14 protein-coding genes and 1 pseudogene are annotated in these 22,267 nt (G+C 66.2%); 8 read left to right on the forward strand and 7 right to left on the reverse strand.

What is annotated here, in order from left to right; all coding sequences use genetic code 11:
* The first annotated feature begins 231 nt into the window (after positions 1-231).
* Positions 232-1,452, forward strand: a complete 1,221-nt coding sequence (locus KSS95_RS16175; RefSeq protein ID WP_217848079.1) for an MFS transporter — start codon at positions 232-234, stop codon at positions 1,450-1,452.
* Between the two features lie 125 nt (positions 1,453-1,577).
* Here the strand turns inward: KSS95_RS16175 and KSS95_RS16180 are convergent, their stop codons facing one another.
* Positions 1,578-4,439, reverse strand: coding sequence for an HD domain-containing phosphohydrolase (locus KSS95_RS16180; protein WP_217848080.1), 2,862 nt, complete (start codon positions 4,437-4,439; stop codon positions 1,578-1,580).
* A 321-nt stretch (positions 4,440-4,760) separates the two neighbouring features.
* On the opposite strand from KSS95_RS16180, the gene KSS95_RS16185 reads away from it, so the two are divergent.
* The 3 genes from KSS95_RS16185 (at position 4,761) to mrdA (ending at position 11,913) form a co-directional block, all read left to right on the forward strand.
* Positions 4,761-5,834, forward strand: a complete 1,074-nt coding sequence (locus KSS95_RS16185; RefSeq protein WP_217848081.1) for an MBL fold metallo-hydrolase — start codon at positions 4,761-4,763, stop codon at positions 5,832-5,834.
* Between the two features lie 81 nt (positions 5,835-5,915).
* A complete protein-coding gene (locus tag KSS95_RS16190) occupies positions 5,916-9,830 on the forward strand; it encodes a patatin-like phospholipase family protein (RefSeq protein WP_217848082.1) in 3,915 nt (1,304 codons plus the stop codon).
* A gap of 190 nt (positions 9,831-10,020) precedes the next feature.
* The gene (gene mrdA / locus KSS95_RS16195; RefSeq protein WP_217848083.1) at positions 10,021-11,913 is read left to right on the forward strand and encodes a penicillin-binding protein 2; all 1,893 of its coding nucleotides are present in this window, start codon (positions 10,021-10,023) and stop codon (positions 11,911-11,913) included.
* Positions 11,914-11,946: 33 nt separating this feature from the next.
* Here mrdA and KSS95_RS16200 read toward each other — a convergent pair whose 3' ends face one another.
* The 3 genes from KSS95_RS16200 to KSS95_RS16210 all read right to left on the reverse strand — a co-directional run bounded on the left by KSS95_RS16200 (position 11,947) and on the right by KSS95_RS16210 (position 15,982).
* The gene (locus KSS95_RS16200) at positions 11,947-12,735 is read right to left on the reverse strand and encodes an alpha/beta fold hydrolase (protein WP_217848084.1); all 789 of its coding nucleotides are present in this window, start codon (positions 12,733-12,735) and stop codon (positions 11,947-11,949) included.
* 142 nt (positions 12,736-12,877) lie between these two features.
* On the reverse strand, positions 12,878-13,291 hold the full coding sequence (locus tag KSS95_RS16205; protein WP_217848085.1) for a VOC family protein: 414 nt from the start codon (positions 13,289-13,291) through the stop codon (positions 12,878-12,880).
* A 186-nt stretch (positions 13,292-13,477) separates the two neighbouring features.
* Positions 13,478-15,982 carry a UvrD-helicase domain-containing protein gene (locus KSS95_RS16210; RefSeq protein WP_217848086.1) on the reverse strand — a complete coding sequence of 835 codons (2,505 nt, stop codon included), beginning with the start codon at positions 15,980-15,982 and terminating at the stop codon, positions 13,478-13,480.
* A gap of 187 nt (positions 15,983-16,169) precedes the next feature.
* Here KSS95_RS16210 and KSS95_RS16215 point away from each other — a divergent pair, with 187 nt between their 5' ends.
* The 3 genes and pseudogenes from KSS95_RS16215 to KSS95_RS16225 form a co-directional block, all read left to right on the forward strand.
* The gene (locus tag KSS95_RS16215) at positions 16,170-16,868 is read left to right on the forward strand and encodes a pirin family protein (protein WP_217848087.1); all 699 of its coding nucleotides are present in this window, start codon (positions 16,170-16,172) and stop codon (positions 16,866-16,868) included.
* A gap of 446 nt (positions 16,869-17,314) precedes the next feature.
* Complete coding sequence (locus KSS95_RS16220) at positions 17,315-17,611, forward strand: transposase (RefSeq protein ID WP_217848088.1); 297 nt, start codon at positions 17,315-17,317, stop codon at positions 17,609-17,611.
* A gap of 183 nt (positions 17,612-17,794) precedes the next feature.
* A pseudogene (locus KSS95_RS16225) lies at positions 17,795-18,439 on the forward strand (IS3 family transposase); the annotation flags it as partial.
* A gap of 608 nt (positions 18,440-19,047) precedes the next feature.
* Here the strand turns inward: KSS95_RS16225 and KSS95_RS16230 are convergent.
* Positions 19,048-19,782, reverse strand: coding sequence for a hypothetical protein (locus KSS95_RS16230; protein WP_217848089.1), 735 nt, complete (start codon positions 19,780-19,782; stop codon positions 19,048-19,050).
* Between the two features lie 95 nt (positions 19,783-19,877).
* Entirely contained in the window at positions 19,878-20,669 is a 792-nt protein-coding gene (gene hisN, locus KSS95_RS16235) for a histidinol-phosphatase (protein ID WP_217848090.1), read from the reverse strand.
* 226 nt (positions 20,670-20,895) lie between these two features.
* Between hisN and KSS95_RS16240 the strand changes: the two genes are divergently transcribed.
* Positions 20,896-21,543: a helix-turn-helix transcriptional regulator gene (locus KSS95_RS16240; RefSeq protein WP_217848091.1), complete on the forward strand. Its 648-nt coding sequence runs from the start codon at positions 20,896-20,898 to the stop codon at positions 21,541-21,543.
* A 154-nt stretch (positions 21,544-21,697) separates the two neighbouring features.
* On the opposite strand, the gene KSS95_RS16245 is transcribed toward KSS95_RS16240, so the two are convergent.
* Positions 21,698-22,177 carry a VOC family protein gene (locus KSS95_RS16245; protein ID WP_217848092.1) on the reverse strand — a complete coding sequence of 160 codons (480 nt, stop codon included), beginning with the start codon at positions 22,175-22,177 and terminating at the stop codon, positions 21,698-21,700.
* Between the last annotated feature and the right edge of the window lie 90 nt (positions 22,178-22,267).

Raw genomic sequence — 22,267 nt, forward strand, 5'->3', positions numbered from 1 at the left:
ATCGAGCGCCGCCCGCGCGGCGCTCGATCTCATAGGCGCTGCAAGGCTACCGCCCTGCCCCCTGAAGCCCCACCCCAAATGCCCTACCCTGCCCGTTTCATCGATCACACTGATGATCACTATCACCCCGTCCACCTGTTGAACCCGCCGAACCGGCTTTTATAATCGCGTCCAATTTTCCCCTCCCCCTCGCCTGCATCAGGCGACTGTCCCGCTCGGAACCCCATACCCATGCCCAACCCTTCCCCCCACAGCCCTCCCGAACACAGCCAGCAAAGCCTCAAGCAGCAATGGCTGGCGATCCTCTCGGTCGCCGTGGGCGCCTTCGCCCTGGTGACCAGTGAATTCCTGCCGGTGGGCGTGCTCAACGACGTCGCCGGCGACCTGGGCATCAGCGCCGGCCACGCCGGCCTGATGGTGACCCTGCCCGGGGTCATGGCCGCCCTCGCCGCGCCCTTGCTGTCGGTAGGCATCGGCACCCTGGACCGGCGCTACCTGCTCAGCGCCCTGACCCTGATCATGATCATCGCCAACTCGGTGGTGGCCTACGCCACCGATTTCAACCTGCTGCTGCTCGGTCGCGTGCTGCTGGGCATCAGCATCGGCGGCTTCTGGGCCACCGCCATTGCCCTGAGCGGCCGCCTCGCGCCCAGGGGCGTAGGGGTGGCCCAGGCCACCTCGATCATCATGGTCGGCGTCACCCTGGCCACCGTGCTGGGCGTGCCGGTGGGCACCTGGCTCAGCGGCCTGATGGGCTGGCGCATGACCTTCCTGGTCACCGCCCTGCTGGGCATACCGGTGCTGCTGGCCCAGGTCCTGCTGCTGCCACGGCTGACCCCGGACAAGGCCATCCAGGTCAGGGACCTGCCGGCGCTGTTCGTCAACCCCCTGGCCCGGGTCGGGCTGATCGCCGTGTTGCTGATCGGCTTGGCCCACTTTGCCGCGTACACCTATGTCGCACCCTTCTTCAAGCACAACGCCAACTTCGATGGACCGACGATTGGCTCGCTACTGTTGCTGTATGGCGTGGCAGGGGTGATCGGCAACCTGTTCGCCGGCTTCGCCGCCAACCAGAGCGTGCGCCACACCCTGATGCTGGTGGCGCTGATGATCGGCGTCGGCACCGCGCTGTTCCCCTACTTCGCCACCAGCCTGACCGGCGCCGCCATGCTGATCGCGCTGTGGGGCTTCGCCTTCGGCGCCTTCCCGGCCTGTGCCAGCATCTGGATGTTCGTCGTCGCCCCCAAGGATGTCGAACGCGGCATGCCGCTGTTCGTCGCCATGTTCCAGGTGATCATCGCCCTGGGTTCGTTCTTCGGCGGGCAGATCGTCGACCAGCTGGGCAGCGCGGTGCTGTTCAGCCTGGCCACCGCCCTGGTCGGCTGCGGCCTGGTCACGGTGCTGGTGCTGGGGCGCAATGTCAGCAATCGCTTGGCGGCCCAGCCGTCCTGAAGCAGCGGTCGGCCAGCACTTGCCCCGCAATTGCGGCGCAGCCGCTGGCGTCCAGGCGCGGGGCAAGCCGCTGACCGCCGTTGTGCCAGGCGCCCCTGGCCAGGGCTCTGCAGCCAGGTCGGCGTCTACCAAGGCGCGCCAGATACCTCCGGTTGCAGCTGGCCCAGCCAGTAGCCGACATCCACTTCGTCGATCTGCTCGGGACGCAGGAACTGATCGGCGTACTGGCGGTAGACCCCGCTGCTCAGGAACAAGCGCAACAACTGGCCGTCGATATGGTTGTCGCGGGCCATGAACACCAGGATCTTCACCGACTCCGACAGGGTCTTCGGCGCCTTGTAGGGCCGGTCGGCCGCGGTCAGCGCCTCGAAGATATCGGCAATCGCCATCACCCGCTCGGCAATGCCCAGGTCCTCCCTGGCCAAGCGCCGCGGGTAGCCGCTGCCATCCATTTTCTCGTGGTGGTTGCCGGCAATCGCCGGCACCCGCCGCAACTGCCGGGGAAACGGCAGCGAGGTGAGCATGATGATGGTCTGCACGATGTGCTCGTTGATCTTGAAACGCTCTTCATCATTGAGCGTGCCGCGGCGGATCGCCAGGTTGTACAGCTCGCCATGGTCGCTGGCATTGGCCGGCAAGCGCATGTCGAAGCCCCAGGTGTTGCGCGGGTCGTCCCTGGCCACTGGCGGCTTGCGCTCGCCCCAGGGCACCTGGTGTTCGGGACGGTCGGCCAGCAGATACTCCTCCACAGGCAAGGACACCGGCGGCGGATTGGCGAAGCGGCTGTGTTCGTCGCGAGAGATGCCCAGGCGGTTGTCGAAATGCCGCAACCAGCGGCGTTGGCCAATGCGGCGCAGGCGCGCGATGTCGGCATCCTCCATGAACTCGCCGCCGATGTTGGCCTTGGCGACGAAGGCGAACTCTTCGCGCAGCTCGGCACGGCATTGCGCCAGTCGCTGCTGCAATGCCGGCTCTGCCTCGCCCTGGCTCAGCCCCTGCCAGTAGGCGATCTCGGCGTCGCGCCAGAGCACCTCGAAGCGCATGCGCACTTCATGGATACGGTTGTACAGGGTCTCAAGCTTGGTGGCCTTGTCCACCACGTACTCGGGGCTGGTGACCTTGCCGCAGTCATGCAGCCAGGCCGCCACGCGGAATTCGTAGCGCTCGGCTTCGCTCATGGTGAAATCGGCATAGGGGCCACGGTCGGCCTCCACCGCCTTGTCCAGCAGCATCTGCGCCAATTGCGGCACGCGCTCGCAATGGCCACCGGTATAAGGGCTCTTGGCGTCGATGGCATCGGCCAGCAACTTGATCATGCCGTCCAGCAAGCGCTGCTGGGCTTCCACCAACTGCCGGGTTTCGATGGCCACGGCGGCGGCGCCGGACAGCTCCTCGACAAAACGGCAAAACGGCTGGCCCATCTCGTCCTGGGGGTGTTCGAGCTGCAGGACCAAGATGCCGAGCAACTGCTTGCCACGATCGTTGAGCGTCACGGCCAGGCTGTGGCCTTGCAGGGCCAGGGCCTGGATCACGGTGGCCGCCAGGTCGCCGCCGTCGCTGACCTTCAGTTGCGCGGGGTAGGCCTCGCCCCGGCAGGCGGCGGCCAGGCGCAGGTGGCCCTGGTCGGCTTCCAGCAGGTACACCGCCCCCGCCGCCACGCCGGCGGCATCCACCAGGTGGCGCAACACGCCGTCGAGCATGCGTTCGAGCTGGCTCTCGCGGCTGAGGGTCAGGGTGATCGCCTGGAAGCTGCGGATCGTGCCGGACATGCGGCTGAGCACGCGGCTCAGTTCGCGCACCTCGCTGACCCGCGAGGTAACGCCCACCTCGCGGCTGAAATCGAAGTCGGCCAGCCCACGCACCTGCTCGGCCAGCAAGCGCAACGGGCGGCCAATGCGCTGCCCGAGCAAGCCACCGAGCAACAGCAGCAAGGCGATCAGCGCCGCCGTCCACAGCAGTTGGTCGAGCAGCACATTGCGCGCCCCGGCCAACAGTTCGTGGGCCGGCACGGCGATCAGCACTTGCAGGTTCTGCCCGGCCAGCGCCAGCGGCACGCGCATGCCGTACCAGGTCTGGCCATCCACCTGGTAAGGCTGCGGCCGGCTGCCATCGGGCAACGCGGACTGGACCTGCTGCAGGCTGGGCACGCCCAGCTCGGCAATATGCGACAGGCGCACGGCCTCGCCCTCGCGCACGATCACCCGTTGCAGCTCGGGATAGGCCACCACGCTGCCCTGATCGTCGACCACGGCAATTTCGGTACCGGGGGTGATGCGCAGGTCGCGGCTCTCGCTGGCCAGGTCGTTGACCGAGACATCCATGCCGATCACCGCCGCCCCGTCGACGCTGCGCAAGGCCATGCTCAGGCCGATCTCGCGGGTGGTGAAGAACACATAGGGCCGGGTGAGCACGGTGCTGGCTTGCCGGGAAGCTTCGACGAACCAAGGGCGCAGGCGCGGATCGTAGCGGTAGTCCGGTTTGTCCAGGGTCTTGAGCAGGGTCAGCGCGCGGTCGTAGAAGCGCCACTCGCCCAGCCGTGCGCCGCCCTCGCCATGGCTGACGCTCTGCACCAGGAAAGCCGTGCCAGGCGGCGCCTCGAGGCGCTGCTGCAACTGCGGGTCGCGCAGCCGTCGCACCAGCAGGAAATCACCATTGGGGTAGCCGACATAAGCGGCGCTGAGCATGCGGTTGGCGTTCAGGCTCTCGGCCAGCTGGGGCAGGCGCTCCAGGCGCTGGGCCAGGTCGCCGGCGACCGGGTTGAAGGCCAGCAGGCGGATGCTGCTCTGCACCGGTTCCACCAGCCGCCGGGCACGCTCCTCGATGGTCTTGCCCACCTGCAGGGCCGCATCGCCGGCGGTGGCCACCAGGGTTTGCCGCACACCGAGGTAGCCCTGCCAGGCCAGGGCCGCGCCAAGCAGCAACATGCCAAGCATGATCGCCAAGGCCACCAGTAGTTGCAGCGAGATACTGCGCCCACGGTGGTTCATGGTCGTTCGTCCCACGGCCTGTTGGCACGCCATGGCGCCAGCCAACCAGCCCGATCACTCAACACGCAACCCATCGCAGGCACTCCCTGTGTGGCAGTTTCAACAGTGTAATCAGCCGTTGCGATCACGCTGGCCGAAATGCGCCATCGCCAACCTGGCGCAGCGCATAGCGGCACAGCGCCATGTATCGCGCCAGGGCTTGCTCGACGACCACACATCGGAAGCCGCCAGCCGCTCAGGCCATCATTTTGCCACCGACCACAACCTGCCCTACGCTGGAGCTTGAGCCGTACCTGAAACCGCTTCAGCGGGGTAGCGTCCATGCACGCAGCCATAGGGTTTGCCCTCCTGTTCATCTGGGGTTGCTGCCCCGCCGCCGGGCCAGAGGCCGAGCCGAAGGTCTGGACGGCAACCACGGCCGCCGAACCGAGCATCCAGTACCTGGGCGTGGGCGGCTGGCTCATGCACTGGCGCGGCGAAGGGGTGATGCTCGCGCCCTCCTTCAGCAACCCGGCAACCCTGGTCGAGGGCGTGCCGCCGCTGTGGGTCAAGGCCGACAAGCAGCGCATCAATACCTACATGCGCCGCGCCCCCGCCGACGACGTCACCCTGCTGCTGGTCGGCCATGGCCATTACGACCATCTGCTCGACGTGCCCTGGGTCATGCACTGGTACGCGCGCAACGCCCAGGTCTACGGCTCGGACACCGTGGTCCACATGCTGCGCGCGTTCAAGGACCCCGACCGGGTCGGCCGCCAGAACTGGATCGACCCGGCACGGGTCAACAGCGCCAGGGGCTACATGGCCACCGTGCCTGGCTGTGCCGGCCGCGCGCCACCCGCCCGGCCCGGCTACTGGATCACCTCCAGTGGCGGGCATATCCGCGCCATGCCGATCGAGAGCATGCACGCTTCGCACCTGCTGGGGCATACCTTTGCCCAAGGCGACTACCACACCGACCTGGTCACGCCGCCTGCCAGCGTGTTCGGCTGGAAGCAAGGCCAGTCCATGGCCTGGTTGATCGACCTGCTCGGCGAGGACGGCAAGCCCGCCTACCGCATTCACTACCAGGACAGTGCTGCCAGCGCCCCGTGCGGCATCCTGCCGACACCGCCAGACGCCACGCCGGTCGATGTGCTGGTGCTCAGCGTTGGTTCCTGGCGCCATGCCAGGCACTACCCGCAGCGGGTGCTGGCGGCGACGCAGCCGCGGGTGGTGCTGCTCGGGCATTGGGAGAACTTCTTTGGCAACACGCCCGAGGCCCCACAGCCGATGAAAGGCCAAGCAGTCGCCCAGATGCAGCACAAGGTCGAAGCCCTTGCCCGCCAGCAGTCCCCGCCGGCCACTGTGTACCTGCCCAAGCCTTTCGCGCGGGTGCCCCTGCCACCGCGCTAGCCCACCCTGCCAGCTGGTGCCTGCCAAGCTATGCGCACAGGCCCGGCTTGCGTTTCCAGCACACTGGCGAAGGAAACAGCCATGCCCAAGCACACCCCTGCCCCTGCGCAACACCCGGCGCACGCCGTGCCGCCCAACCACAGCGCCGACCTGATCGAGGTTCGCCGTGACAAGCTGCGCCAGGATGGCGCAGGCATCGCCGCCAAACTCCCGGCGAACGGAGCGGACGTCTGGGGCCTGGCGCTCTCCGGTGGCGGCATTCGCAGCGCGACGTTCAGCCTCGGCTTGCTGCGCGGGCTGGCCCAGAACAAGTTGCTCAACCGCTTCGACGTGCTATCCACGGTCTCAGGCGGCAGCTACATCGGCAGCATGCTCGGGCGTCTTTATGCGCGGACTCGCCCGCACACCGCACAGCCTGGCGCCGATCAGGTCGAGGAGGCCCTCGCCCACGCCGACAGCCGCTGGTTTGGCTGGTGGTTGCGCTGCAATGGCCGCTACCTTGCCCCTGCAGGGTTCGTCGACCGCCTGCTGGCAATCACCCTGTACCTGCGCAACCTGCTGGCCCTGCACTTTGAATTCGGCTTGCTGGCCGTGCTGCTGGGCGGTGTGCTGGCCGCTTTCGACCTCGCCGTCTGGGGTGGCCTCGACCTGCTTGGCTATGGTGCCTGGGCGCCCGCGCTGTTCGACTGGCTGAACCTGCTGCAACCCTGGCTGCCGACGGCCTGGCTGGCGCTGCTGCCCCTGGCGCCGGTCGCGCTGCACCTGGTGTTCGCCTACTGGGACTCACAGTGGGTCCAGCGGCGAGCGGGCTGCTACTTTGCGGTCAAGATAGTCGGCGCGATCGTCCTGCTGGGCGCGGCCTGCCAACTCGGCCGGACGATCCAGCACTTCGCCGCCAGCCCGGCCACGGAGGGCCTGGATACGCTGCTGCTTGGCCTGGCGATCGTGGTCGTGGTGGTCTCGTTCACCTCGTTGCTCCACAGCCTGCTTGCCTGGCGGAGCCTGAGCCGCAGCAACGCGCAGTTGCTCAACCTTGGCAAGCCCGGCAAGGATGCCATGGCCGAGCTGCGTAATCGCTTGACCCAGCTATTGATGAATTGCCTGCGGGCCAGCCTGTTGATTCTCGCCCTGGGCATCGTCGAACGCCTGGCCTGGCTACTGGCCTTCCAGAGCCGCAGCTTCGAGACGCTCGACCTGGGTATCGCCCTGGCGGTCGCCTCCGGCATCGCCCAGGCCCTGATGCTCAGCCTCAGGGGCGCCAAGGGCCAGCAACAGGACGGCAAGCCTGCCAGCCGCCTGCTGCCGCTGGCCTTGCAGCTTTTGGGTTACTTGCTGACCGCCGCGCTGTTCGTCTGGTGGGTCTCTTTGCTGTTGAAAATCGTCTTCACCGCGGTATTTCCCGATCTGGTGAAATCCGATGGCACGCCGCTGAGCGTCATCGCGCCACAATTCGCCGGGGGCTGGCTGGCCCTGCTCTACCTCTGGGTCCCGCCGGCGCTCTATGTGGCGGCGACCGGGGCCAACCTGGGCTTTCTCAACCTGTCGTCGCTGCACACCTTCTACAAGGCCCGCCTGGTGCGCAGCTACCTTGGGGCCACCAACCCCTCGCGGTTCGGCGACCAGCAACCGGTCTCGGCCCTGGACCCGATCAAGCCGCACAACCTGACCACCAGCCAGATCCGCAACGTCGGCCAGGTCATGCCTGCCGACGATGTCGCGCTGGCCGATTATGCGCCACACGAGGCCGGCGGCCCGGTGCATATCATCAACACCTGCGTCAACCAGACCGCAGACCCGGACGGCCGGCTGTTCAATCGCGACCGCCAGGGCCTGCTGCTCAGCGTGCGCGCAGGTGGCGGTTCGCGCTTGAGCCAGGAAGGTTGGCGCAATGAGTTCAAAGGCATCGGCCAGCTCAGCCTGGGGGCCTGGATGGCGATCTCCGGCGCGGCGGCCGCGCCTGGGATGGGGCCGCGCACGCAGCGTGGCCTGGCGGCGTTGCTCACCTTCGCCGGCGTGCGGCTGGGCTACTGGCTTTCGCAACGTGAACGCGGCGGCGCGGCAGTCGCCGGCACTATCTTCAGCCGCATGCAGGCCAAATCCAAGGCGCTGCTGTCGGAGCTGTCCGCCACATTCGACGCAGGCCCGGACGCCAACTGGTTCCTCACCGATGGCGGCCACTTCGAGAATACCGGTGTGTATCCGTTGCTGCTCGAACGGGCGCGGGTCATCGTCCTGGCCGATTGCGGCGCAGACCCCAGCTACTCCTTCGAGGATGTGGAAAACCTTGTGCGCAAGGCGCGCATCGACATGGGCATCCGTATCACGTTCCGCCGGCCCAATGACCTGGCAGGCCTCCCGGCCGAGATACTGGGCAAGGACGCGTGCGATTGGAGCGAATGCCGGAAATACTTCGGCACGCTACAGGAGCTGACCCGGGACGACAGCGAGGCCTGCCTGGCGCTGGCCACCCTGGAGTACCCCGACGATACCTGCACCCGGCAGGCCATCATGATCCTGGTCAAGCCCAACATCTGTCGCTCGGTGCCCATGGACGTGGCCAACTACAAACGCCAGAACCCGGTCTTCCCCCAGGAGACAACCGGCGACCAATTCTTCAGCGAGAACCAGTGGGAATCCTACTTTGCCTTGGGCAACAACCTCGGCGAGCACCTCTGCGCCGACCTGTTGAGCCTGCTCAGGGAGCACCTGCCAGCCCTGTTCGACCTGCAGCCCGAGCACGCCGAGGGGCACTCGGCAATGCCGGACAAGCCCGCCGCCGAAGCGGCTTCGAGAAGTATCTGGGGGCGCCACGTCAGTACGGTCGGTGCCACCGTGGGCGCGGGGGTCGTCCTGTCGCTGGCAGTGGCCGGGTGGCAAGCCTATGAGGCCTACCGCTCGTCGCTGAACAACCGCATAGCCGGCGAACGCCAGGCCATGGTGGCGATCGCTCGGCTATGGGGCAAGCTGCCTGCCGGCGAGGTTACCGACTCGACCGGCACTACGGCCAGAAAGCTCGCCGCCGAACTGTTGCGCAGCGGTGACGCCTACTGCAAGAACGGCGAGGCCGGTTGGCTGATCAGGTCAGAGCTTGGCAAGCAGGTGATCAAGGATGCGGTGCAGGCCTGCTCGGCACTCAACCAGGGCATGGGGCAAGCCTGCCAGACCCTGGTGCAGGCCAGGGCCGGGCTGGATTCGCTGGATGCGGGGGCGTGCCTGATGCCAGCGCCCCGCGTTTCGACCGCGGTGTACTGGGGCTACGACTACAGTGCCCAGGCCGATTGGGAGCGGCTGCACCCTTGCTCGACACGGCGCAACACACTGGCTCGGCTGCAGACCGAGTTGCAGGAGACCTACAAGGTCCAGGCCAGCGACGAGCGCCCGGCGCAAGACCTGGCCGTTGTCCAGGAAGGCTGCCCGCTCAAGCCCAAACCTGTGGCGCAAATCGTGGCAGGCCAACCGTCGCCCGAAGTTGGCGCGATGACCGGTAGCGCAGCTGCCGAGCCGCAAGCGCCCGAGCCCATGGCGCTTCCAGCACCGGCGCCGACACCAGTGCCGCAGCCCGTGCCTGCACCGGCGGCTGAAGCTGAGCCTGAGCCCACCATCAGCCTGCCGATCAACAGCAGCGATATCTGCAAAGACACGACCATCTACATGCAGATTCACGGGCCCGAGATGCGCGACAAGGCACGCACCTATCGGAGCTGGTGGCATGACAAGTGGCAAGCCAATGTCCCACCGATCGAGGACGTGGTCGCGAGCGCATTTCGTGCGGCACGCCCGGCACCTGCGCCCGTCAGCGAAACCACTGTCCGTGTTCACGATTCATTGGGATACGCGTGCGCCGCAGCCATCGTCGCGGTGGTCAAACAGCAAACGGCCCAGCCTTGGCGACTCGAGCGGCTGTCCAGCGCATACAAAGGTTCCAGGGGCGTGATCGAGGTCTGGTTCAGCAACCCCGCACAACAGCGGGCGCAGCCTGACCAACAGCAACAATGACGGGCCGCCGGTAAGGTGAAGGAACTTTCATGTTGGCCACAACCCCGGCATGCCGGGGCGCAGGCAACGCAGGCCACCCTCCCTGGGGGTGGCTTGCCTTGAGCCTGCGCACCGGCTTGCGTAGCATCGCCGCCCCCGGACAACGCCCGTTACCCCACGGCAACGGGCGTGCGCGACTTCACGAGCTGCCATGCCACACCCCATCCCCCTCAAGGACCACGAAACGGAAAAGCACCTGGTCAACCGCCGGCTGCTGGCCTGTGCCGTCCTGGTGATGAGCCTGTGCGCGGTACTGGTGGGCCGCCTCTACGTGCTGCAGGTGCTGCAGCACGACCAGCAGAGCGCGGTCTCGGAAAACAACCGCGTGCACCTGCTGCCGATCCCGCCCGAGCGTGGGCTGATCTACGACCGCAACGGCGTGGTGCTGGCCGACAACAAGCCCAGCTTCAACCTGACCATGACCCGTGAGCGTGCCGGCGATTCGGCCAAGGTGCTGGACAACCTGGCGCAGGTCCTCGGCCTGTCCGAGGACGATCGCCAGCAGTTCGACAAGGACCTGCGCCGAGGCCGCAAGCCTTTCGAACCGGTCACCCTGCTGGTGGGCCTGAGCGAGCAGCAGATCGCCCTGATCGCGGTCAACCAGTTCCGCCTGCCGGGGCTTGAGGTCGAGCCGCAGTTCATCCGTGAATACCCGCTGGCCGAGCATTTTGCCCACTCGGTGGGGTACGTGGGGCGCATCAACGAGAAAGAGGCCAAGACCCTCGACAGCACCGAGTACCGAGGCACCCAGTCGATCGGCAAGACCGGCATCGAACGGTTCTACGAACAACAACTGCATGGCCAGGTGGGCTACGAAGAGGTCGAGACCAATGCCCAGGGCCGGGTGATGCGCGTGCTGCGCCACCACGACCCGGTGCCGGGCAAGGACATCGTGCTGAGCCTCGACGCCCACTTGCAACAGGCCGCCGAAAAGGCCTTGGGCGAGCGCCGGGGCGCGGTGGTGGTGCTCGACCCGGCCAACGGCGATGTGCTGGCGATGGTCAGCAACCCCAGCTTCGACCCCAACCTGTTCGTCAAGGGCATCAGCTACAAGCAGTACGCGGCGCTGCGCGATTCGATCGACCGGCCGTTGTTCAACCGCGTGCTGCGCGGGCTGTACGCGCCGGGCTCGACGGTCAAGCCGGAGGTGGCCATCGCCGGCCTCGACAGCGGCGTGATCACCCCCGCCAGCCGGGTGTTCGACCCTGGCTACTACGAACTGCCCAACTATGACCACAAGTACCGTAACTGGAACCGCAGCGGCGATGGCTGGGTGGACATGTACAGCGCGATCATGCGCTCCAACGACACCTACTTCTACGACCTGGCGCACAAGCTGGGCATCGACCGCCTGCACGACTACATGGCGCAGTTCGGCCTGGGCCAGAGAGTGTCGCTGGACATGTTCGAGGAGGCTCCCGGGCTGATGCCATCGCAGGCCTGGAAGCGCGCCACCCGGCGCCAGGCCTGGTTCCCCGGTGAAACACTGATTCTTGGCATCGGCCAGGGCTACATGCAGGTCACCCCGCTGCAATTGGCCCAGGCCACCAGCCTGCTGGCCAGCAAGGGCGCCTGGCATCGCCCGCACCTGGCCATGACGGTGGGCGGCGACAAGCCGCTCGACCCCAACCCGATGGCGGATATCGTGCTGCACGACAAACGCGCGTGGGACCAGGTCAGCCTGGGCATGCAGATGGTCATGCACGATCCGCGCGGTATTGCCCGTGCCTCGGCGGCAGGTGCCCAGTACCGGATCGCCGGCAAGAGCGGCACGGCGCAGGTGGTGGCGATCAAGCAGGGTGAACGTTACAACCGTGACAAGACCTTGGAGCGACACCGTGACAACGCGTTGTTCGTCGGTTTCGCCCCGGCCGAGCATCCGGCGCTGGTGGTGGCGGTGATGATCGAGAACGGCGAGGCTGGCGGCCGGGTGGCGGGGCCTGTGGTACGGGAGGTGATGGATGCCTACCTGCTGGATCAGCAGGGGCACCTGAAGGCCCGGTTTGCCAGTGGCGCAGAGGGGGTGCCGGGGGGGCATGGGTAGCGTGTCGAACAGCCCAGGCCACCCCGAAAACGCTCAACCCCAGCGCCGCAAAAAACCCACCACCGCCGCCAGCACCCAATCCGCCTGCTCCCGGTGCGGCACATGCCCGCCCCCAGGCAGCACCTGCACCTGCGCCGCCCCTGCCGCCAGCTCGGCAAGCCGCTGCGGATGCGCCAGGCTGCCGAACTCATCCAGATCGCCATGCAGGCTCAACAACGGGCAGCGCAGTTCGGCCAGCGCCTGGTCGAGGTTCCAGTCGGCGAAGTCCGCTGCGAGCCAGTTGTCGATCCAGGCCCGCAGCACCCACTCGGCCTTGTCGCCGTGGTAACGCTGCAAGCGCTGCAACTGCCCAGGCTCGGCGAACTGCTGCTCGGCGGCGCGAATCCCGGCCAGGGTGCGTGGCTCGACGAAGGCCTGGGCCGACTCGCTGATCACCCCCTGGCAGCGCTCGCCATGGGCAGCGGCGCAGGCAATGGCCATGCCGCCTCCGACACTGTGGCCGAACACGATGAACGGGCCGATCGCCCGCTGCGCCAACAACGCGGCGAACCCCTCGCCGGCTTCGGCTTCGACGAAGCCTGGGCGCAGGTTGCCGGGATGGGCATCCGAGCGGCCAAAACCAAGGCGGTCATAGGCGATGACCGGGTGCCCGCTGGCCAGGGCCAGTTGCTCGGGGAAATCCCGCCACAGCGCCACGCAACCTAGCGAATCATGCATCAGGATGATGGGCACCGCGTGGGCCGTGGCTGGGGTCCAGGCCTGGGCGTAGAGGCGCCCTTGCGGGGTTTCGAGCCAGTGGGTTTGCACGGCGACAGCGGTCATGCGGGCTCCTGCGTCGGGTTCCGGTCGAGGCAGGCATGGTAACGCTTGCAGGCGGCGCTGGGCCATGGCCAGCGTGCGCCCCGTAACCAATGGGTTTGCGGCGCGGTGCCAGCGCGGCGGTCCTGCGCCTGCCCTAGCCCCTTCAGGCCCCGGCAGCACCCTTCAGCTCGAGCCGATTGCCATCAGGGTCGAAGCAATACAGCGATAGCCCCTCGCCGTCGGCGCCATAGCGCGGCTGCGCGGCCTGCACCTCAACCCCGGCGTCCTGCAACATCCGGCGCAGCGCCAGCTCATCGAACGGCGCGATGCGCAGGCAGAAATGATCGAGATTATGCCCCGTGGCGCCAGGCGCCGGCCCGCCTTGCTGGCCCAGCGGCCCCTCGACCGCCACCAGGTCGATCAGGCTGTTGCCGGCCGCCAGGTGGACCATCCCCAGCGTTTCCCGGCGCCTGCGCACCGGGCAGCCCAGCAGGTCGTGGTAGAACCTCAAGCTGCGCTCCAGGTCGGCAACCCGCAGGACGATATGGTCGATATGCAGAATCTCGAAAGCAGGCATGGTCGCGCTCCCTGAGCAGATGCTGCCTAGGCTCTGTACGAAAAGCCTTGATACTCGTTCATGCTGCGTTGAAAACCGCCTCGCAATGCTCATGTACGCCAGTACACTGCGCTTGCTCGGCTGTTTTCGCCTTGCCTGACCTTCGTCTCAAGACTTTTCATACAGAGCCTAGACCATAGCAGCCCGCTACTGCCCGCGCAGATCCTCGAAGAACGCCTGGCGCCCCTGCACCTGGCTCGAGGCGCGCGGTAGCGCCGCGGCCTCGGCGCTGGGCTTCTCGACATGCCAGTAGCAATGCTTCACCGCCCGGGTCACCGCCACATAGGCCAGGCGCTGCACCTCTTCCTTCTGCGCCGTGTCGAAGGCCTGGGCATCGCCGGGCTTGCCCAGGCCGGCCAGGCGATAGGCCTGGTTCTTGTAAGGCGAGCTGGTCAGGTACTGGCAGTCGCCGAGCATGAACACGGCGTCGGCCTGCAGGCCCTTGGCGCTGTGATAGGTCAGCTGGCGCAGCCGGCGCTGGCTGGCAGGCAAGCTAGAATCAGCTTTAACAACATCAATTAAATACTTTTCAATCAATGATTTATCACTTGTTTTTCGAAACAACATCATCACTGATTCGCCCTGCTGGTAATGCTCGATCAGGGTCTGGGCCAGCGCCGCCTCGTCGCGCTCGAACACCTTCACCGGCGATAACGGCAACTCGGCCGCCAGGCCGCTGGCGCGGGCCTTCTTGCCACTGATGGCCGCAGCGCCTTTGACCAGGTGCTCGGCGGCATCGATGATGTGCTGCTGGCTGCGGTAGTTTTCCACCAGCATCACCCGGGTGTTGGCCGGCGACGGGAACGCCTTGGTGAACGCCATGAAGTACTGCGGTGAACTGCCCCGCCAGCCGTAGATCGACTGCCAGTCGTCGCCCACGCACATCAACGAAGCATGCTGGGCCACCCGACCGTTGTGCATCGCCGGGCCGCGCCGGCGGATCTCGGCAAGGCAGGCGCGCAGCCAGCTGACGATCTGCGGCGAGACGTCCTGGAACTCGTCGATCATCAGGTGCGCCAACGGGCGCAGCAAGGGGTCGGGCAACAGCGCGAGGTTTTCCGGGTTGTTCTCGCCGAACAGGGCGAACATGCGGTTGTAGGTCATCACCGGCGGCGACTGGGCCAGCAGGTGCGCCTCGAAGGCTTTCCAGTACAGGGCCAGGGCCTCGAAGAAAGCCGCGTCGCTGTCACCGGGCGGGAAGCTCATGGCCGCCACTGCGCTGTTGACGTCCAGGCCGAGGTTCTCGATAAAGCCCGCGGCGCTGACGAACGCGTCGAGCAGCGGCGCCGCGGCCAGCTCGCCCTTGACCTTGTACTCAAAGCCGGGGCCGGCAACGGCATCCCCCGCCAGGGACGCGGCCAAACGCTTGGCTGCCGAGTAGTTATCAAGCCATATCAATGGCTTATCGCAGAAAGCTTGAAACAAGGTGCGCTTTACCGCCCATTCCGCACGCACCGCAAGCTTGGCGCCGGGGCGCTGGTACTGGGCACTCTCGCTGGGGTCGAAGCCCAGCACCACCCAGGCGTCCAACCCCTCCAGGCGCCCATGCACATGGAAGCGGCTGCCACGGATCTGCACGGTCTCGCGGCACGGCTCGATGCCCTTGATCGGCCAGGCGCCGGCAGCGAACCACAGGTCCTCGAGCACATCGCACAGCTCCTCGTCACGCTGCGCCGCCAGCTGGGTGACCTGCGCGCGCTTCTGCACATCCGGGTGCTCCGGGTCCAGGGGCTTGAGCAGCAGTGCCTGCTGGCGCAGGCTGCCGACCAGCTCGGCGAAGCGTGGGCTATCGGCCAGCAGGTCGCGGTAGCACAGGTTGAGTTGCTGGCGCTGGGCGTCGTTCAGGCGCAGGTCGAAAGGGTTGCTCTCGGCGTTGGCTTCGGCCCCGGCGGGCATCTCGTTGCCCAGGGTCTCGAAGGCACGCACCTGGGCAAAGCCCGGCAGGCTGCGCACCAGCGGCAGGATGCGCGAGTGGAAAGTGCGCACCAGCTCGCGGCCCTGGGCCGGCGACAGGGCCACCTGCCACAGGCCGAACACCTGCAGCAGGCGCTGGATGAAGTCCTTGCGCGACTCGCGGGTGAAGGTCACCACGGTCAGGGCGTCGAGCTCGAAGCCCAGGTAGTGGCGCAGCAGCAGGATACGCAGCACCAGCGAAGTCGACTTGCCAGCGCCGGCCCCGGCCACCACGCAAGTGGAAGGCGTGTCGCTGAAAATCAGCTTCCATTGCGCGGCGCTCGGTTGCGCGTCGGCCGGCAGGCGCTGGGCCACGTCGGCCTTGAAGCGCTTTTTCAACTCAGCGGTCAGCGGCAGGCGCCAGTCATCGAACAGCTTGTCGTCCTCGCCCGGCACCGCAGCCTGTTCCGGACGGGTGTCGCGAATGATCAGCACCTGGCGCCCGGCCTCGTAGCCCTCCACCCGGCCACGCTCGTACCCTTCGCGTAGCCCATCGGCATGGCCACTGCGCTGGCCGCTGGCGTGCCCAAGGAACCACGAGTCACGGTGCTGCGCCTGCAGGCGGCTCAAGCCGCGGCCCAGCAGGCGCGCGGCGAGGCGGCGCAGCCAGGGCAACTGGGCGGGCGGGGTCAGGTCGGCCGGGGCCTGGGGATGGGCGTGGGGCACGGTCACTCCGTTGAAGATCGAAACAGCGGGCATGTTCGCCTCATCCGTCGCAAAGCGCCAGCGAATGCTTATGGATCATGGGATTAGGCGATGAATCGCAGGTAGCCTCGAAGCCTAAACCATCCATTAAACTGATCAAATTAAGTCGATATTTACGCTTTTTTTCGATCTTTTAAACACCGATCATGGCCCCATTCCACCGATTCAGAGGAGCACCATCATGCTGCAACTGCGACCCTTCGAACGGCTGGGCCATGCCAACCACGGCTGGCTCGACGCCCACCACCACTTCTCGTTCGCCGAATACCACGATCCGGCGCGCATGCACTGGGGCAACCTGCGGGTCTGGAACGATGACCTGATCGCTGCCGGTGCCGGCTTCCCGCCGCACCCGCACCGCGACATGGAAATCATCACCTACGTCCGCGAAGGCGCCATCACCCACCAGGACAGCCTGGGCAACAAAGGCCGCACCGAGGCCGGGGATGTGCAGGTAATGAGTGCCGGTAGCGGCATCGTGCACAGCGAGTACAACCTGGAGCAGGTCGATACGCGGATCTTCCAGATCTGGATCATCCCCGAGAACCTCGGCGATGCGCCGTCCTGGGGTACCCGGCCCTTCCCCAAGGGGGAGCGTGGTGAAGGTTTCGTGACCCTGGCCAGCGGCCGCGCGGGGGACGAAGGCAACCTGCGCATCCGTACCGATGCCCGCCTGGTGGCAGCTACCCTGAAGGCTGGGGAAAGCGCCGAATATGCCTTCGACCCAGGGCGCCGCGGCTACCTGGTGCCGGCCAAGGGCCGGGTCGAGATCAACGGCTTGCAGGCCAAGGCCCGCGATGGCGTGGCGATCGAGCAGGAAAGCGTGCTGCGAGTGACCGCGCTGGAAGACAGCGAGATCGTCCTGGTCGATGTCGCCTGAGTGCAGGCCCCAGCTTGCTGGCGAACCAGCCGAGGCGGTGGATGGCACCGGCTGCGCCGGTGTTCGCCGGCAAGCCGGCTCCTACGCCGCCCGCGACCTGCCCGCCCGTAGCCAGCCTTGCTGGCGAACCAGGCGCCACGGTGGATGGCACCGGCTCTGCCGGTGTTCGCCGGCAAGCCGGCTCCTACACCGCCCGCGACCTGCCCGCCCGTAGGAGCCAGCTTGCTGGCGAACCAGCCGAGGCGGTGGATGGCACCGGCTCTGCCGGTGTTCGCCGGCAAGCCGGCTCCTACGCCGCCCGCGACCTGCCCGCCCGTAGGAGCCAGCCTTGCTGGCGAACCAGGCGCCACGGTGGATGGCACCGGCTCTGCCGGTGTTCGCCGGCAAGCTGTTGTGGCTCAATGTTTTTGGACCATGATGTAGGAGCATCAACCTAAGGACGCATCATGGGTTTTCGTAACGTTCCTGCTGAAGAAAAGGCCGAAGCTGTTCGCTTGGTCGTGGAAATGAACTACTCCGTGCCCAAGGCATGTGAGCAGATGGGAGTGGGGCCCACAGCCCTGCGACGCTGGGTTCGAGCATGGCGCAAGGAGCATGAAGGAGCCACGCAAACGACTCGGCCTCAAGACCAGGAACTCATTGATTCACTGAAGGCCAGACTAGAGCTGCTGGAGGCCGAGAACGACGTTCTAAAAAAGCAGTTGCCCTCTCATCTGAGGGCACTGTTCTGCCGAAGAAAGTGATCGCACGGCTCAAGGGTCGACTGTCCACGCGTCATTTGTGTCGACTTCTGAGCGTGCCACGTAGCAGTCACTACGCGAGCCGTAAGCCTCGGCTGATCAAGCCCATTGCGCGACGCTTGAAAAGGAAATACGCCAATTGCACAGGACATTTCGCGGTGCTTTGGGTAGTCGAGGTTTTTCAAGGAACTGCGAAAAAAAGGGTTCGCGGTCGGGCGCTATCGCATGCGTAGCTTGATGAAGAGGCTGGATCTGCACTGGAAACGCCCGCGCTACGCGCATTATCGGCGAGCCACGAAACCAGCCCCTACAGCTGCCAATCTCCTGGATCGCCGCTTCAACCCCGTGCATCCCAACGTGCGGTGGGCGGGAGATATCACCTACATACGGGCAGGTGGACGCTGGCTGTACATGGCAGTGGTGATGGACCTGTTTTCCCGCCGGATCGTGGGTTGGGCCTGTTCGAAAACAGCTGATACCGATCTCTCGCTCCGGGCCTTGCGGTTAGCTGTTGCCCTGCGCAAACCGGGTTCTGGATTGATGTTTCATTCTGACCAGGGGTGTCAGTACACCTCTGATCGTTTTGTAGGGTATTTGGCTGAAAAGAGTATCGTGCAGAGCATGAGCCGACGAGCCAATTGCTGGGATAACGCCGTTGTAGAACGCTACTTCAGGACGTTGAAGCAGGACTGGGTACCGGAGGATGGTTATACAAATCACAGAGAGGCGGAGAAAGATGTGATGGAGTTTATTGCTCACTACAACCATCACCGCTGTCACTACGCTTCGAACGATCTGCCACCAGCTACTTTTGAGGAGCTGGCGGCCTAAAAGCTCCTACGTCGTGGTCCAAAAAAACTGGACCACTACAAGCCGGCTCCTACGCCGCCCGCGACCTGCCCGCCCGTAGGAGTCAGCCTTGCTGGCGAACCAGGCGCCACGGTGGATGGCACCGGCTCTGCCGGTGTTCGCCGGCAAGCCGGCTCCTACGCCGCCCGCGACCTGCCCGCCCGTAGGAGCCAGCCTTGCTGGCGAACCAGGCGCCACGGTGGATGGCACCGGCTCTGCCGGTGTTCGCCGGCAAGCCGGCTCCTACGCCGCCCGCGACCTGCCCGCCCGTAGGAGTCAGCCTTGCTGGCGAACCAGGCGCCACGGTGGATGGCACCGGCTCTGCCGGTGTTCGCCGGCAAGCCGGCTCCTACGCCACCCGCGACCTGCCGCCCGTAGGAGCCAGCTTGCTGGCGAACCAGGCGCCACGGTGGATGGCACCGGCTCTGCCGGTGTTCGCCGGCAAGCCGGCTCCTACGCCACCCGCGACCTGCCCGCCCGTAGGAGCCAGCCTTGCTGGCGAACCAGGCGCCACGGTGGATGGCACCGGCTGCGCCGGTGTTCGCCGGCAAGCCGGCTCCCACGGCGGTTACGGCCGGTAGCACACCCGCTCACTGCACCGGCAGGAAGTTCATCAGCAACAGGCTCTGCGCATAATTAAGGCCAATACGCCGGTAACGCTCATCGAGCATCTGCGCCAGCAGGTCGAGGCGCGCGACCACCTTGCCGAACTCCACGGCAAAGCTCAGGTTGCTGCCCTGCTCGGAAATCTCGTTGGAGAACAGCAACAACACCCCGTTGGCATCCTGGCGCTGGCTGAGCATCCAGGTGGCCTTCTCGATATTGCGCGCCGCGTTGTTGATGAACAGCGGGTCGATGGCGTCGGTCATGTAGAACTCGGTACGCCCGCCGTGGGCGGTGACCAGCATGCTGCCGATGGCATAGATGAACGCACCGACCCGGTCACCGCGAAACTCCGGGCTCAGGGCATAGCTCAGGGCCGCCAGGTCGCGGCGCTCGCCCAGCTGCGGCAACGGCTGGCGCTGCTCGATGGCAATGCGGATCTGCCGCGCGGCGGTGGTGGCATCGAGGTAGCCAGACTGCTTCCACTGGCTGGGGTTGCGCAGGTACAGCTTGTTCATCAGCAGATACAGGCTCTGCAGGTTGTCGCGCATGGCCAGCGTCGCCATGCGGTCGACACTGGTCTGGAACAGCTCGTCGGGCTTGCCGTTGCGCAGCTGGGTGAACAGGTCGCTGCCCTGTTGCTGACTGCAGCCGCACAAGGTCACCAGGGCGCCCGTCAACAGCAGGCAGGGGGGAATCAGGGCAAGTCGTCGTACAGCCATCGGCACCGCTAGCAAGGGTCGGCCGCCACGGGAATCGCGGCGGCCTGGCCATGCATAGAACGCACAAATGCGAAAAAGTGCGATGCCGGCGCCCGTCACATGGCGTGACGCAGCATCGCCACCACCTGCGCATGCAGCGCCGGGTCACCGCACGCCACCACGCAACCGCCGTTCTGCGCGCTGCTGCCATCCCAGGCCGTGATCACCCCGCCCGCCCCTTCGATGATCGGCATCAGTGCCTGCACATCGTAGGGTTGCAGGCTGGCTTCGACGATCACGTCGACGAACCCCGAGGCCAGCATGCAGTAGGCATAGCAGTCGCCACCGTAGCGCATCAGCCGGGCCTGGCCGGCCACCTGTTCGAAGGCCGCCTTGCGCGCCGGGGTGTCGAACATGTCCGGGGTGGTGCACATCAGTGTGGCAGTGGCCAGCTCAGCGCAGGCCCGGGTCTTCAGTGGCGTGCCGCTGCGCCAGGCGCCGTCGGGCGTACCGATGAAGCGCTCGCCGGTGAACGGTTGGTTCATCACGCCGATGACCGGGCGCTCGCCGTCGTTGAGGGCGATCAGCGTGCCCCACAATGGCAGGCCGGTGATGAAGGCACGGGTGCCGTCGATGGGGTCGAGTACCCAATGCAGCGGGCTGCTGCCCGCTAGCGTCCCTTGCTCCTCGCCCAGGATGCCGTGCTGCGGGTAGCGTGCCTGGATTAGCGTGCGCATGGCGTCCTCGGCGGCCTTGTCAGCCACGGTGACCGGGTCGTACAGGCGCCCGCCCTTGTCCTCGACCTCAAGGCTTGCGCGAAAGTACGGCTGGATCGCGTGGGCAGCGGCATCGGCCAGCTGTTCGGCGAAGGCGCGCAATTCGCCAATCTGTGCTGCGCTCAGGGACATGGGTCGGGCCTCGTTGGAGAAAGGGCTGGCATCATACCCGACTCAATGGTCGACTGTGACGAACGCGCAGCATTGATATTGTTATGCCATTATTCCAGCTTCATTTAACCGTCACTCAATCGTTGTACTAGGATAGCAAGCAGCGCCAACGGCCCCGCCGCCAGCCAAGGATGCTGGCTACAGGCGTGCATGGCCTTTCGTACCACCGCACCTCATGGATGACACGATGAATTCGCACCTGCTGTTTCCGCAGATCGGCAAAGTCATTGCCAGCACCGGCAGCCGCCACTTCCCCCGGCACCTGCACGACTTGATCCACACCCACCTGACCATCGACGCCACCCATATCCGCCAATTGCGGGTGGCGCCTGCCTGTTCCGCCCATGCCGACGCCACCCTGCTCAGCGAGACGGTGTTCACCGCCGGCGAGCCGAGCGACGCCTTCGATGACCCGGCACGCCTGCACCTGGCGCGGCGCAAGGATGGCTACCACTACGAAATCACCGTGCTGCGCGCCGACCCGCGTTACGGCTTCTCCGCCATCGAGCGCAGCCGGCTGGAGGATATCTCGCCGTTGTTGTTGCCCATGCTGGAAAAACACATCAGCGCCTTGCAGCCGCCCGCGCCGCAACCCAGCGAACCCGAGAGCCTCGAGCAACGCTTCGTCGAGCGCCTGCGCCAGACCGGCATCCCCCTGTCGGAGCGCGAAATGCAGGTGTGCCGAGGGCTGCTGGCCGGGCATACGGCACCGCAGCAGGCCGAACGCCTGCAGTTGAAGGTCAATACCGTGGAGAGCTACCTGCGCCGCGCGGCGATCAAACTGGGGATCGGCGGGCGCCATTCGTTGATGCGCTGGATGTACGGCGAAGGCTGAAGCTGGCGCGCAGGAGCCAGCCTTGCCAGCGGCTGCGCCGGCTCCTGCGGCCCGACCAGCGCCCCGATCAAGGCCAGGTCCAATTGGCACACCACGGGTGCACCTTGGCCAGGTGATGGAGCACGCAATGGCATGCGAACCCGCGCTCAGGCGCTCAGCCCTTGATCGCCCTCTCGATGGCGGCGATGTCGATCTTGCCCATGTTCATCATCGCTTCCCAGGCGCGTTTGGCCGCGGCCCGATCGCTGCCGGCCACGGCCTGGGTGAGGAGGCGCGGGCTGATCTGCCACGACAGCCCCCACTTGTCCTTGCACCAGCCGCAGACGCTGGCTTGGCCGCCGTTGTCGACGATGGCGCTCCAGTAGCGGTCGGTTTCCTCCTGGGAGTCGGTCGCTACCTGGAACGAAAACGCCTCGCTGTGGCGAAAAGTGTCGCCACCGTTGAGGCCGAGGCAGGGTATGCCCATCACGGTGAACTCGACGGTGATCACGTCGCCTTCCTTGCCGCTGGGGTAATCCCCCGGGGCCTTGTGCAGCGCAGTCACCCGGCTGTCGGGGAAGGTGTTGGCGTAGAAGGTGGCGGCGGCTTCGGCGTCGTTGTCGTACCACAGGCAGATCAGGTTCTTGGGGGTCATGGCGGTGCTTCCGAGATTTCAGGGCGGTGCCCCGAGTCTAGCCCCGGTGGCCGGCGGGGCGGCGCGCCTGCGATCGGTGGCGGGGCGCCG

The organism is Pseudomonas muyukensis, from assembly GCF_019139535.1.
GTDB classification, from domain to species: Bacteria; Pseudomonadota; Gammaproteobacteria; order Pseudomonadales; family Pseudomonadaceae; genus Aquipseudomonas; species Aquipseudomonas muyukensis.